Origin of the sequence: Streptomyces venezuelae (assembly GCF_008642335.1) — a bacterium.
GTDB lineage: Bacteria > Actinomycetota > Actinomycetes > Streptomycetales > Streptomycetaceae > Streptomyces > Streptomyces venezuelae_F.
In genome coordinates this window covers 208932-221361 of record NZ_CP029191.1, presented here as the reverse complement: position 1 = coordinate 221361, position 12430 = coordinate 208932, and the positions used below count along the sequence as shown (strand labels likewise).

The following is a 12430-nucleotide window of genomic DNA, read 5'->3' as shown; positions in this document are numbered from 1 at the left end:
TGTGGAGGCACTGACAACGGCCTTTGACGCCGAATCACCCCGCCTCGCGCGCAGCCCCGTCCGCGCTCCGCCGGGTGGCCGCCCACAGTGCGAGCGCGACGCAGCTGAACGCCGCACCCAGTGCGCACACGGCTCCCCAACCGCCCACCGTGTAGAGGGAGGTCGCGGCGATGGCGCCGGTGGCGCTGCCGACCGAGTAGAAGACCATGTAGCCGCCGATCAGCCGACTGCCCGCCTCCGGGTGCAGGGCGTAGATGAGGGTCTGGTTGGTGACGTGGACCGCTTGAACGGCGAGGTCGAGGAGGACCACGCCGACGATCAGCGCCGCGAGAGAGCCGCGGGTGAAGGCGAGGGGCACCCACGAGACGGCGAGCAGGGCCAGCGCGACGCCGGTGGTCTGCCGGGAGAGCCCGCGGTCGTTGAGGCGCCCCGCCGCGGTCGCGGCGAGCGCGCCGGCGGCACCGACCAGTCCGAGCGCGCCGATCGCGCTGTGGGACAGGGAGTACGGGGCCTCGCTGAGCGGCAGCGCGACGCTGCTCCACAGGGTGCTGAAGGCGGCGAACACCAGCAGGCAGAACAGGGCGCGAAGCCGCAGCAGTCGCTCGCGGGCGAACAAGGTGACGGTGGAGCGCAGGAGTTCGCCGTAGCGAAGGGGTGTCGCCGGGGTCGTGTCGCTGCCGGACGTCAGCGGCTCGTCGCGCGGGAGCACCCGGTGCAGGACGAGCGCGAGCAGGGCGGTGAGCGAGGCCGATGCGACGTAGACGGAGCGCCAGCCCGCGAGATCGGCCAGCACGCCGGACGCGGTGCGCGCCAACAGGATCCCGACGACCACGCCGCTGGTGACCAGACCGACGACCCGTCCACGGCTCGCGGCGGGCGCCAGGGAGGCCGCGAAGGCCACGAGTGTCTGTGTGACGACCGCGAGGAGCCCTGTCGCGGCCATGCCCGCGAGCAGCATCCCCGGCGTGCCGGCGGTGGCCACGATCGCCAAAGCGCCGACCAGGAAGAGGAGTTGGGCCACGACGAGCCGCCTGCGGTCCGCCATGTCTCCTAGCGGTACGAGGAAGAAGAGCCCGAGGCCGTACCCGACATGCGTGAGCGTGACCACGCTGCCGATGAGCGCGGGGCTCATGGCGAGGTCGTGGCCCATGGTCACCAGAAGCGGCTGGGAGAAGTAGACGTTGGCAACGGCCGCTCCGCAGGCGACGGCGAAGAGGAGCACGATGCCGGGGGAGAGGGTGAACGAGGCCCCCGGAGTCTCCGGGGTGTCCGAGGCCTCCGAGGCCTCCGCGGCCAATGCGGCCTCCGTGTCCTCTGCGGCCTTCGCGGGTTGAACCTCGGGTCGTCGTGTCACAGCCTCGCCGTGGCAGGTCATCCGCGCGCACCTCCGCCTGTCGATATCTGGTTGCAACTTGCTACCAGAGGGGGATGGTGACGGTAGCGCTCGTTGGTAGCATGTTGCAACCAGGTAGTGAGTGAGAGGTGAGAGGTGGACCCCGTGGTGACCAGGACGCGTTTCGACGACAGTGAATGCCCGGTGGCCCGGTCGGTGGACGCGATCGGCGACTGGTGGTCCCTGCTGATCGTGCGGGACGCCTTCGACGGGAGCAGGCGCTTCGGCGAGTTCCAGCGCAGCCTCGGCGTGGCCAAGAACATCCTCACCGCGCGCCTGCGCACCCTCGTGGACGGCGGTGTCCTCGAGTCCGTCCCGGCCTCGGACGGCAGCGCCTATCGCGAGTACGTCCTGACGCCCAAGGGCAGGGCGCTCTTTCCCGTCATCGTGGCGCTGCGGCAGTGGGGCGAGCAGAACTTCTTCGCGCCCGGCGAGCCGCACTCGCAGCTGGTCGACCGCCGACAGGGCCAGAGTCTTCGTACCCTCGAAGTGCTGTCCGCGGACGGGCGGCGCCTGAGCCCCGACGACACGGCCGTCCACAAGGTCCCCGCTCGGACGCCGACTCCATGAGTGCCCACACGCATACGTCGACGTGTGACCGATGAGGACAAGGGAATTCGGGTGCCACAGCGTGGCGTTGGGGCGACCAACGCCATCCGTCGCCCTGCTTCTGGAGCCCCCATGTCAGAGCTCGAAATCGATGCCGTCGTGTTCGACGTCCTCGGCACGCTGGTCGACGAACCCGCCGGGATCCACGCGGGCATCGGCGCCTTCGCCCCTTCGCTCGACGACTTCGAGGTCGAGCGGCTTCTGTCGCTGTGGCAGACGCACGTCGAGCGCGAGCAGCAGCGCATCGTCGGCGGTGCACGGCCCTATGCCGCCGGCGATGTCCTCGACCTGGAGGCGGCGCGGCTCGTCGCCGACGCCGTCAAGGTCGACGACGCCGTCAGGGTCGAGGATGGCGTCAAGGTCGACGACGCGCACGCGGTGGCCGCGCTGGCCCGGACGGGACGGAAGCTCCCGCCGTGGCCCGACACGGTGGCCGGACTCGCCCGTCTCGCCGAACGTTTTCCGCTGCTCGCGCTCTCCAACGCGAGCAGGTCGGCGCTGCTGGACTTGAACGCGTACGCCGGACTGCGCTGGCACCAGGCGCTGTCCGCCGAGGACGCCCGGACCTACAAGCCCGACCCGGCGGTCTACCGCCTGGCCGTCACCGTGTCCGGGCGCCCGCCCGAGCGCTTGCTGATGGTCGCCGCCCACGCGTGGGACCTGCGTGCCGCGCAGAGCCTCGGCCTGCGCACGGCCTACGTCGCGCGCCCCGTCGGGGACCCGCCCGCTCCCTCGGACGCGTTCGACCTCTACGCCGACGACCTGCCCGACCTGATCGAGAAGCTCGACCGCCGCAGGAAGTAGGACCCAGGGGGAGAGCGGACGGGGGAGGGGGGAGAGTGCTCAGCGGGCGAGCAGGTCGCGTATCGCCGCGCTGACCACGGCGGGCTCCTCCTCCGCCATGAAGTGGCCGCAGGACACGGTCGCGTGATGCAGGTCGGGGGCCCAGGCGCGCCACAGCGCGGCGGCGTCGAAGCCGAGTGCCGCGCCCCAGTCCTGCTGGAGCACGGAGACGGGCATGGCGAGCCGGTTGCCCGCGTCCCGGTCGGCCCGGTCGTGCCGGACGTCGATGTGGGCGGAGGCGCGGTAGTCGGCGACGATGGACGGCACGGCCTCGCGGCACGCCTTGAGGTAGGCGGCGCGTACGTCGGCGGGGATCGCGGCGGGATCGCGCGTCCAGATGTCGAGGAAGTGACCGAAGAACGCGTCCGGGGCGCCGCCGATCAACTCCTCGGGCAGGCCGGGCGGTTGAGCCATCAGGTACAGATGGAAGCCGACGGCGGCCGTGGTGCCGTGCATGACCTCCCACATGTCGAGCGTCGGCAGCACATCCAGGGACAAGAGGTGTGTGACCGCCTCCGGGTGGTCGAGTCCGGCCCGTACGGCGACGAGGGCGCCGCGGTCGTGGCCGGCCAGGGCGAACCGGTCGTGGCCGAGGGCGCGGGCCAGCGCGACGACGTCGGCAGCCATCGTGCGCTTGGAGTACGTTGCCCCGTCGAGGTCGGCCGGTTTGTCGCTGGCGCCGTACCCGCGCAGGTCGGGGCAGATCACGGTGTGCTCCGCGGCGAGGTCGGCCGCGACGTGCCGCCACATCAGGTGGGTCTGCGGGAAGCCGTGCAGCAACACGACGGGGCTGCCGGAGCCGCCGACGGCGACGTGGAGACGTACGCCGTCCGCGACAGGGACGTGCTGGTGGTCGAAGCCGGTGTCGAAGCCGGGGACGGTCGGTGCCATGGTGCGCTCTCCGGGAGGATGGGGGATGGGACGAGGCCGCCGGTGACGGCGGACGCGTTCAGCCTGCCGCCGGCGAATCAGCAACCGATCAGTGAGCGGGACAGGTAGGGGTCAGGAACGGGCCAGGTAACGGGACAGGAACGGACGGGACGGGACGGGTGGCGGAGTGGTGAAGGGAACGGAGCGGCCGGACCCGTCGGGATCAGTGCGGTTCGGGGTCCTCGGGACCGTGACCGCCTGGGACTCCGGAGGTCCGCTCAACCTGGGCGGGCCGCGGCAGCGCGCCGTCCTTGCCCGTCTGGTCGTCGCCCGGCGCCACGTCGTACCCGTCACGCGTCTCGTCGACGAGCTGTGGGACGACCCGCCGGAGCGTGCGCTCGGGACGGTCCGGACGTTTGTCACCGCCCTGCGCAAGGTCCTGGAACCCGACCGGCCGCACCGCGCGCCCGCCCGCCTCCTCGTGACCGAGGGACCTGGCTACGCGCTGCGGGCCGCGCCGGACGCCGTCGACGCCTGGCGGTTCGAGACGGCCGTGAGCGAGGCACGGCAGGCGCCGCCGCCGGACGCGCTGCGCCGCCTCGACGAGGCGCTGGGATGGTGGCGGGGCCCCGCCTACGCCGATTTCGCGGACGAGGAGTGGGCGCGTACGGAACGTTCCCGGCTCGCCGAACTGCGCGCGCTGGCCGTCGAGCGGCGCGCCGAGGCCGCGCTGGCGTGCGGCCGGGCCGCCGACGTCGTGCCCGACCTCGACGCGCACGTGGCCCGCCACCCGTGGCGCGAGGACGCCTGGCGGCTGCTGTCTCTCGCGCTGTACCGGAGCGGCCGGCAGGGCGACGCCCTCGCGACACTCCGCCGCGCCCGTGCCACGCTCGCCGACGAGCTGGGGCTCGACCCGGGCCCCGGCCTGCGCCGCCTGGAGTCGGACATCCTCGCGCAGGACGCGGCTCTGGAGGGGGAGAGCTCGCCGCTCGGCCCGGCAGGGGAGCCGCCTCGCCGGTCGGCGTCCCGGCTCTGGAGCGAGGCGGCGGCGTCGTACGACCGCACCGTCGAGGCCGGCGCCCGCGCCCGTCTGGAGTCGACCGTCGGCCTCATCCGGAACCTCGCCGTGACCGGCGCAGGGGGACTCGAGGCCGCCCGGCGGCACCGCATGGAGGTCGTCGAGGCGGCCGAGGAGTACGGCGACGCGGAACTGACCGCTCGTGTGATCGGCGCCTTCGACGTGCCCGCGATCTGGACGCGCGGCGACGACCCCGAGCTCGCCCGGCGGATCGTCGCGACCGCGGAACGGGCCCTCGCGCACCTGCCTCAGGACGCGTCCGACGCGACACGCTGCCGCCTCCTCGCCACCGTCGCGGTGGAGACGCGCGGCGCCAGGACACCCCGCGGACCGCAGGCCGCGCGCGAGGCGGAACGGTTGGCGCGGCACCTCGACGACCCCGCGCTGCTCGCGTTCGCGCTCAACGGGACGTACATGCAGTCCTTCACCCGCGCGGGCCTGGCCGCGCGGCGCGACACCATCGGCATCGAGCTCGTCGAACTCGCCGCTCGGCAGGGCTTGGTGACGTTCGAAGTGCTCGGTCACCTCGTCCGCCTGCAGGCGCGCGCCGGGCTCGGCGACTTCCCGGGGGCCGACGCGCACGCGGCCGCCGCGACGCGTCTCTCGGAGCGTCACGAACTGCCGCTGGTCGGCGTCTTCACACGGTGGTACGACGCGCTGCGGCACGCCGCGTCCGGGGACGTGGCGCGGGCCGAGACCGGAATGCGGGTCGCGGCCGCGCACCTGGACGAGGCCGGGATGCCGGGGATGCGCACGGGGCTGCTTCCGCTGGCGCTGGTCACCCTGCGCCTGGCGCACCGGCTGCCGCCCGACGTCGACCTCGCCCTGGACTGGGGCCCGCACCGCCCCTGGGCCGAGGCGCTGGCCCTCGCCGAGAGGGGGCGCCACGCGCAGGCGCGAGCGGCCCTGCGAGCCTTGCCCGAGCCGCCACCCGACCTGCTCTACGAGGCGTTGTGCTGCGTGGCGGCGGAGGCGGCCCTGCGCGTGGGGGACCGGGCGGCGTTGGAGCTGGTCCGGTCACGCCTGCTGCCGGCGGCGGGGCAGTTGGCCGGCGCGGGCAGCGGGGTGCTCACGGCCGGACCCGTCGACGTATGGCTCGCTCGTGTCGGGGACGCGCTGGCATGACGCGACACTGGACCCATGAACAGAGCGACGAGGGAACCACTGCCAGGGGGCGGGCTCGTCCTGGCCGTACCGGAGGCCGTACCGGAGGCCGCACCGCTGGGCGCGCGCCCGTCGTCTTCCCCGTCCTCCTCGCTTCGCTTTGAGCGTGCGGGGCGTCGTCGCTGGGCGTTGCTGCAGGACGAACGTCCGCTGATACAGGCACGGTCGGAGGGCGACGGTTGCTGCCATGACCTCCACCTGCACCGTCTGCCCGGTCACCGCTCCCCGCTGCCGCCCCTGTCCGCCGCGACGATGCGGGCCGGGGGCGAGTGGCCGCACCGATACGCACGTTGGCTGGAGGACGCGCCGCAGTACGCGCCGCTGCGGCCCGGACGCTGGCGACTCTCCCCGCGTACGACGTTCGCCCCCGGCATCTGGAGCTGCGACCTCGTCCAGGACTGGCCGGACGCGACGATCGAGCTGCTCTGTGGCGGGGGCTGGCACGGCGTGGTGCCGCTGCGCCCGCTCCCGGCGCCGGACGCGCCCCGCGTCAAGGCCCTCCGCAAGCACGTCCGTGAGGGAACTCTCGCCCCCGTACTGCTGTGGTGGGTGTCCTTCCTGGACGGCTGGCTGCTCCTCGACGGCCACGAACGCGCGGCGGCCGCGCTGGCCGAGGGCACGGTCCCGGCCTGCGTGGAGCTGGTCCGCGTACCGGACGACGCCGACTGGCGTGCGACGGCAGCGGAGATGGCCCGGGGCCACGAGGAACGCATGGCGCGCCTGGCCACGCACCCCGCGACCCCGCACACGACCCGCCAACGGCAGGCCATGGAACGGGGTTACGCCGACGCCCTCTCCACGCTCCCGTACGACGCGGCCGCGACGCCGATCCGCAGGCAGTCCTAGTCCGCGGACATCCCTAGTCCGCGGACAGCCGCGCTGCGGGCGTGAAGAAGTTGACGAGGTTGCCGTCGGGGTCGCGGAGGAGCAGGGAACGGTTGCCCCAGGGCATGGTGGTCGGGCCGTTGACGAAGTCGGGGACCCAGCCGCGCAAGGCGTCGTGCAGGCGGTCGACGTCGTCGACGAGGAACTCGATGATCACGCTGTGGTTGTCGGCGGGGCGCGCGGACCCGGGGGCGAAGAGCGGAACCGTGCGGGTGCTCGCGATCGCGAGGGTCGCCGTCGGGGTCCTGAGCTCGGCGAAGTCCTCGGTGGCCCAGGTGGCACGGGTACCGGTGGCCTTTTCGTAGAAGGCGACGAGACGGGCGACGTCGGCGGTGATGATGCGGACGGAGACGAAGTCGGCGGTTTCCGTGGCGTGCATGCTGCTCTGCTCCTCGGTTGGGCGTCCGGCGCCCGGCGTCGGGCGTTGGGTGTTCGGCCGTTGCGGCCGTGTGCGCTGCACGCTAGGACGAATAGTGGACAGAATCGGTCCTGTATTCGCCTGGATTCGCATTAGGCTGCCGACATGTCCCGACCGGTCGGCCGCGTGCTCACACTCCTGGAACTGCTGCAGTCCGGCGGCACCCGTACGGTCGCCGAACTCGCGGAACGGCTCGGTGTCGACGGGCGGACCGTGCGGCGCTACGTGGACCAGCTGATCGACCTCGACGTGCCCGTCGAGTCCGTGCGCGGCCGCTACGGCGGATACCGGCTCGCCCCCGGTACGGCGCTGCCCCCGCTGATGTTCGGCGACGACGAGGCGCTCGCCGTCCTGCTCGGGCTGATCGCCGGGCGCCGCGCGGGCCTCACGCCCGGGGGCACGGCCGGCGAGACGGCGGCGGCCAAGATCCGGCGTGTGCTGCCCGCCCGTGTGGCCCGCCGTCTCGACACGGTCCTGGACTCCCTGGCCTTCACCGACGAGCCGGGCGCGCTGCCCGTGCCGGACTCGGAGGTGCTGCTCACGCTCGCCGACGCGGTACGCCACCGGCGGCCGGTGGCGCTCCGGTACGCGGACCGCAAGGGGCTGCGCGGCGACCGCACCCTGCATCCGTACGGGATCGTCGCGCATGCGGGCCGGTGGTACGTCACCGGCAAGGACCCGGAGATCGACGAGGAACGGACCTTCCGGCTCGACCGCGTCACGTCCGCGCGGCCTCTGGCGGGCGCTTCGTTCGAGGTGCCCGACGGGTTCGATCCGGCGGACCGTGTGCTGACCGGGTTCGCCACGGCCGCGTACCGGTATGAGGTGACGGTGCGGATCCAGGGCACGGTCGAGCAGGTCCGCGCCCGCCTTCCCGTGAGCGTCGCGGGTCTGGAGCCGTGTGTCCCTGAGGAGGATGGGTGCGGCGGCGGTGAATCCTGGGTGCGGGCCGAAGTGCGGGCGGAACGCCTCGACTGGCTGCCTCCCGTGCTGGCGTCGCTCGACCGGCCGTTCGTCATTGAACGCCCCGAAGAACTGCGCACGGCGGTCGCGGAGTTCGCCGAACGACTCGCCTCCTTCGCCCGATCGGCCCGATCGGCCTGATCGCGGCTCGCGGCACTAGGCCCGCGTCGGCGGGACCGGCGCCAGACGGTACGTATCCCCGTCGGACACCACGCGGCCGGCCGTCGGGTCGGGGAAGTGGGTGCCGAGGAGCAGCGTCTCCGTGCCGGCGAGCGAGGCGAGCAGAGCGCTGCGCGTGGCCTCGGCCTGTTCGGGGTCGATGTCGACGCAGCTTCCGATGTGGGGGTGGGGGAGTTGTACGGGGTGGTGGAGCAAGTCGCCCGTGATCACGGCTGATTCGCCGTCGCTGCCGATTCGGACGGCGATGTGGCCGGGTGTGTGGCCGGGCGTGGGTACGAGACGGACCCCCGGTGCGACTTCGGCGCCCTCGGCCGGGATGTCGACCAGGTCGAGCAGTCCCGCCTCCTCGATGGGATGCACGGAGTCGCGGAACATCTGCCGTCGCGGTTCGTCCATGTCGTGGCCGGTCCAGAACTCCCGCTCGGCGCGGGAGGTGACGTAACGGGCGCGGGGGAACGTGGGGACCCAAGTGCCGTCCTCCTCGCGGGTGTTCCAGCCGACGTGGTCGGTGTGCAGGTGCGTGAGGACGACGAGGTCGACCGTGTCCGGCGGGAAGCCCGCGTCGGTGAGGCGCCGCAGGTAGTCGGTGCGGAGGTCGTGCCAGGCCGGGTTCGCCCGCGTCTTGCCGTTGCCGATACCGGTGTCGACGAGCACGCGAAGCGTGCCCACGGTGAGCGCGAAGGTGTGGCTGTCGAGGTGCAGGACGCCCCCGTCACCGGCGAAGTCCGGGTGCAGCCAAGCGTGTTGGGCCGTCACGTCGGGCGTGGCGGTCGGGAGCAGCCAAGGGCCCGTCTCGGGCGGGAGGGGGATCTCGTCGACGCGGTGGATGGTGACGTCTCCGACGGACCAGTGAGGGGTTCGGGGCGGGGTCGGCGTCTGCACGTGTGCTCCCTGGCGGTGACAGCGGCTGGTTAAAGCTAAGTGTTTGCGTTAAGTGAGCGTAGGCCCTACGTTGGGGCTAACGCAAACGCTTAGCTTTTAGTGACAGTGATGAGGAAGGGATCCCCATGTCCGACGTCGAACCGCCCCTCACCCCGCCGGAGGCCGCCCGATGGGCCGCGCGTTCCGGACTCCCGCTGGCGGGTGACCGCACCCAGGTGGTCGCGGCCACGGCCGACCACATCCACTCGGTCGTCTCCGTCCTGCGGGAACTGGACTTCGCCGACACCCCGCCCGCCGCTCACCGGTCGGCGGAAGAGACCCGCGTGGTGGAGGCCGCCCGCGATGCAGCCGTATGAGTTGACCCTCACCGCCGCCGCCGAGGAGATCCGGACGCGGCGACTGTCCCCCGTCGAGCTCGTGGACTCCGTGCTCGACCGGATCGCCCGGACGGAACCCTCCCTCCAGGCCTATGTCACGGTGACGGGGGAGCGGGCCCGCGAGTCCGCACGCGCGGCCGAGCGCGCTGCCGGAACGCACGGTCCCCTGCACGGAATCCCCGTAGCGCTGAAGGACCTGATCGACGTCGCCGGTCTGGCGACCACCGCGAGCTCCCGCGCCCGGGCGGATCACCCCGCGGCCGCCACCGACAGCACGGTCGCCGCGCGCCTCGCCGCGGCCGGTACCGCCCTCGTCGGCAAGACGCACACCCACGAGTTCGCCTACGGGCTCACCACGCCGCAGACCAGCAACGCCTGGGACCCGGACCGTGTGGCGGGCGGTTCCAGCGGTGGCTCGGCCGTCGCCGTCGCGGCCGCCGCGGCGACCTTCGCCCTCGGGACCGACACCGGGGGGTCGATCCGCGTACCGGCCGCGTTGAACGGCGTCGTCGGCCTCAAGCCCACGTACGGCCTCGTCCCGCGGCACGGCGTGACGTCCCTGTCCTGGTCGCTCGACCACGTGGGCCCCCTGACGCGGACCGTCGAGGACGCCGCCCTGGTGATGTCCGTCCTCGCGGGCCACGACCCCCGCGACCCCGCCAGCCTGCCCACCCCGTCCTCCGTGGACTACCGGCCGCCGCCGGGCGCTGACCTGACGGGAGTAAGGGTCGGCGTACCGCGCAACTACTACTTCGAGCACGTCGACCCCGAGGTCGAGACGGCCGTGCGTGACGCCGTCGAGCAGCTCCGGGCCCTTGGCGCGACGCTCGTCGAGGTCGAGATCCCGATGACCCGCTACGTCCAGGCCACCCAGTGGGGCCTGATGGTCCCCGAGGCCACCGCCTACCACGAGCGGACCCTGCGCTCGGCGCCCGAGCGGTACGGCGCCGACATCCGCGTCCTGCTGGAGGCCGGCGCGCTCATGTCCGCCGGCGACTATCTGCGTGCCCAGCGGGCCCGCACCCTGATGCGGCAGGCGTGGCTGCGCATGCTGGACGAGGTCGACGTGGTCGCCGCGCCGACCGTTCCCGTGACCGCGGTGCGCACGGATCAGGAAGTCGTCGTGTGGCCCGACGGCACGAGCGAGAGCGTCTCCGACGCGTACGTCCGTCTCTCGGCCCCCGCGGACATCACCGGTGTTCCCGCGCTGTCCGTCCCGGTCGGGCGCGACGGGGCGGGGATGCCCATCGGCATGCAGCTGCTCGGGCGGCCGCTCGGCGAGGCCATGGTGCTGCGGGTCGGGCACGCGTACGAGGAGGCGGTGCCCGCGCGGGGATACGCCCCGGTGACCGCCGCTGCGGGCCCGCGCCGGGACGCGCTTTAAGGTGATGGCGTGAGTCGTAGACCGATGGCGCGCCCCGGCGGGCGCAGTGCCCGTGTGCAGGAGGCGGTGCACACCGCCGTACGTGAACTCGCGGACGAGGTGGGCCGCGACGCGCTGACCGTTCCGATGATCGCGGCCCGCGCGGAGGTCACCCCGTCGACGGTCTACCGTCGCTGGGGCGATCTGCAGGCGCTTCTGTCGGACGTGGCGGTCGAACGGCTGCGTCCGGAGGCGCCGCCGGAGGATCTGGGGGACCTGAGGAGCGATCTGCGGGCCTGGGCCGAGCAGTTCCTCGACGAGATGGGGTCGCCCGCGGGCCGCGCGTACATCCGTGACGCCCTCCTCGGCGACCCCGACGGCAGCAACGCGGGCCAGTGCTCCGCCTATGCGGCCGAGCAGGTCGACGTGATCCTCGCCCGCGCGGCGGACCGCGGGGAGACCGCACCCGGCGTCGAGACGGTCCTCGACCATGTCGTCGCGCCGATGATGTACCGCATCCTGTTCCGCCCGTCCGGGCACGACGGGACGTACGCACGGGACCTGGTGACCCGGGTGCTCGACGCGCCGGGGTTGTGACACAGGCTTTGAGCAACCGGACCCCTCACTCGTCCCCGTAACCGGGCCGTGCGCACGCCACCACCCCGTCCACCGCCACGAAACGCGCCGTCAGCGCGTCGCCGTCGCCGCGTCCCACCACGGCCAGGAGGACCTCGACCGTGTGCTCCGTCTCGCCGCCGTAGGCGCCCTTGGGGACGGAGGCGCTGAGGGTGCGCACCTCGGCGATGTCGAAGCCGGCGCGCGTGCACTCCGCGAACAGGTCCTGCAGCAGGCCCGGGCGTTGGAGATAGGTGATGCGGTAGTGGACGGGTACCGAGCGCAGGAGCGAGAGGCGGCGGGCCAGGGGGCGGACGGCGTACGCGACGAGGAAGTACGAGGCGGTGGCGAGGACCGCGAGCAGCGGCAGGCCGGCCGCCGCCGCGGAGCCCACGGCGGCCGTCAGCCAGATGGTCGCCGCCGTGGTCAGGCCCTGTACGGACCCCCGCTGTACGAAGATGACGCCGGCGCCGATGAAGCCGAGTCCGGAGACGATCTGCGCGGCCACCCGGGACGGGTCGAGGGTGACGGTGCCGGACTGGAGCACGTCCGTGAACCCGTACTTGCTGACCAGGGTGAACAGCGCGGCGCCCACGCCGACGGTGGTGTAGGTCCGCAGCCCCGCCGCCTTCTGTCGGATCTCACGTTCCAGGCCGATCGCGGCGGACAGGCCGAAGGCCACGGCGAACTCGGCCAGCTGCACCCATCCCTGGCCACTCGGTTCCATTGCTCGTCCTCACCCCGGCCGTACGGTCATCCGTCCCTCCTCGTGCCCACTGTTGCCGATGGG

13 protein-coding genes are annotated in these 12430 nt (G+C 73.0%); 8 read left to right on the top strand and 5 right to left on the bottom strand.

What is annotated here, in order from left to right; translation table 11 throughout:
* Positions 1-34 precede the first annotated feature (34 nt).
* The gene (locus DEJ49_RS00960; protein ID WP_223832671.1) at positions 35-1297 is read right to left on the bottom strand and encodes an MFS transporter; all 1263 of its coding nucleotides are present in this window, start codon (positions 1295-1297) and stop codon (positions 35-37) included.
* 201 nt (positions 1298-1498) lie between these two features.
* Here DEJ49_RS00960 and DEJ49_RS00955 point away from each other — a divergent pair, with 201 nt between their 5' ends.
* Positions 1499-1963, top strand: a complete 465-nt coding sequence (locus tag DEJ49_RS00955) for a winged helix-turn-helix transcriptional regulator (RefSeq protein WP_150181904.1) — start codon at positions 1499-1501, stop codon at positions 1961-1963.
* Positions 1964-2074: 111 nt separating this feature from the next.
* Complete coding sequence (locus DEJ49_RS00950) at positions 2075-2806, top strand: haloacid dehalogenase type II (protein WP_150181903.1); 732 nt, start codon at positions 2075-2077, stop codon at positions 2804-2806.
* 39 nt (positions 2807-2845) lie between these two features.
* Here DEJ49_RS00950 and DEJ49_RS00945 read toward each other — a convergent pair whose 3' ends face one another.
* On the bottom strand, positions 2846-3736 hold the full coding sequence (locus tag DEJ49_RS00945; RefSeq protein ID WP_150181902.1) for an alpha/beta fold hydrolase: 891 nt from the start codon (positions 3734-3736) through the stop codon (positions 2846-2848).
* Positions 3737-3965: 229 nt separating this feature from the next.
* Here DEJ49_RS00945 and DEJ49_RS00940 point away from each other — a divergent pair, with 229 nt between their 5' ends.
* Both DEJ49_RS00940 and DEJ49_RS00935 read left to right on the top strand, forming a co-directional pair.
* Positions 3966-5918, top strand: a complete 1953-nt coding sequence (locus DEJ49_RS00940; protein ID WP_223832670.1) for an AfsR/SARP family transcriptional regulator — start codon at positions 3966-3968, stop codon at positions 5916-5918.
* 15 nt (positions 5919-5933) lie between these two features.
* A complete protein-coding gene (locus DEJ49_RS00935) occupies positions 5934-6803 on the top strand; it encodes a hypothetical protein (RefSeq protein ID WP_150181901.1) in 870 nt (289 codons plus the stop codon).
* A gap of 13 nt (positions 6804-6816) precedes the next feature.
* Here the strand turns inward: DEJ49_RS00935 and DEJ49_RS00930 are convergent, their stop codons facing one another.
* Positions 6817-7221 (bottom strand): VOC family protein, encoded by a 405-nt coding sequence (locus DEJ49_RS00930; protein ID WP_150181900.1) that lies wholly within the window; start codon positions 7219-7221, stop codon positions 6817-6819.
* 144 nt (positions 7222-7365) lie between these two features.
* Here DEJ49_RS00930 and DEJ49_RS00925 point away from each other — a divergent pair, with 144 nt between their 5' ends.
* Positions 7366-8364 (top strand): helix-turn-helix transcriptional regulator, encoded by a 999-nt coding sequence (locus DEJ49_RS00925; RefSeq protein WP_150181899.1) that lies wholly within the window; start codon positions 7366-7368, stop codon positions 8362-8364.
* Positions 8365-8379: 15 nt separating this feature from the next.
* Here the strand turns inward: DEJ49_RS00925 and DEJ49_RS00920 are convergent, their stop codons facing one another.
* Entirely contained in the window at positions 8380-9285 is a 906-nt protein-coding gene (locus DEJ49_RS00920; RefSeq protein WP_150181898.1) for an MBL fold metallo-hydrolase, read from the bottom strand.
* 125 nt (positions 9286-9410) lie between these two features.
* Between DEJ49_RS00920 and DEJ49_RS00915 the strand changes: the two genes are divergently transcribed.
* The 3 genes from DEJ49_RS00915 to DEJ49_RS00905 are packed head-to-tail and all read left to right on the top strand — an operon-like array spanning position 9411 to position 11622.
* Entirely contained in the window at positions 9411-9641 is a 231-nt protein-coding gene (locus DEJ49_RS00915; protein ID WP_150181897.1) for a hypothetical protein, read from the top strand.
* Positions 9628-11046, top strand: coding sequence for an amidase (locus tag DEJ49_RS00910; RefSeq protein ID WP_150181896.1), 1419 nt, complete (start codon positions 9628-9630; stop codon positions 11044-11046). The genes DEJ49_RS00915 and DEJ49_RS00910 overlap by 14 nt, the downstream gene beginning before the upstream one ends.
* A 24-nt stretch (positions 11047-11070) precedes the next feature.
* Entirely contained in the window at positions 11071-11622 is a 552-nt protein-coding gene (locus DEJ49_RS00905; RefSeq protein ID WP_150187965.1) for a TetR/AcrR family transcriptional regulator, read from the top strand.
* Positions 11623-11647: 25 nt separating this feature from the next.
* On the opposite strand, the gene DEJ49_RS00900 is transcribed toward DEJ49_RS00905, so the two are convergent.
* Positions 11648-12367, bottom strand: a complete 720-nt coding sequence (locus tag DEJ49_RS00900) for an MgtC/SapB family protein (protein ID WP_150181895.1) — start codon at positions 12365-12367, stop codon at positions 11648-11650.
* Between the last annotated feature and the right edge of the window lie 63 nt (positions 12368-12430).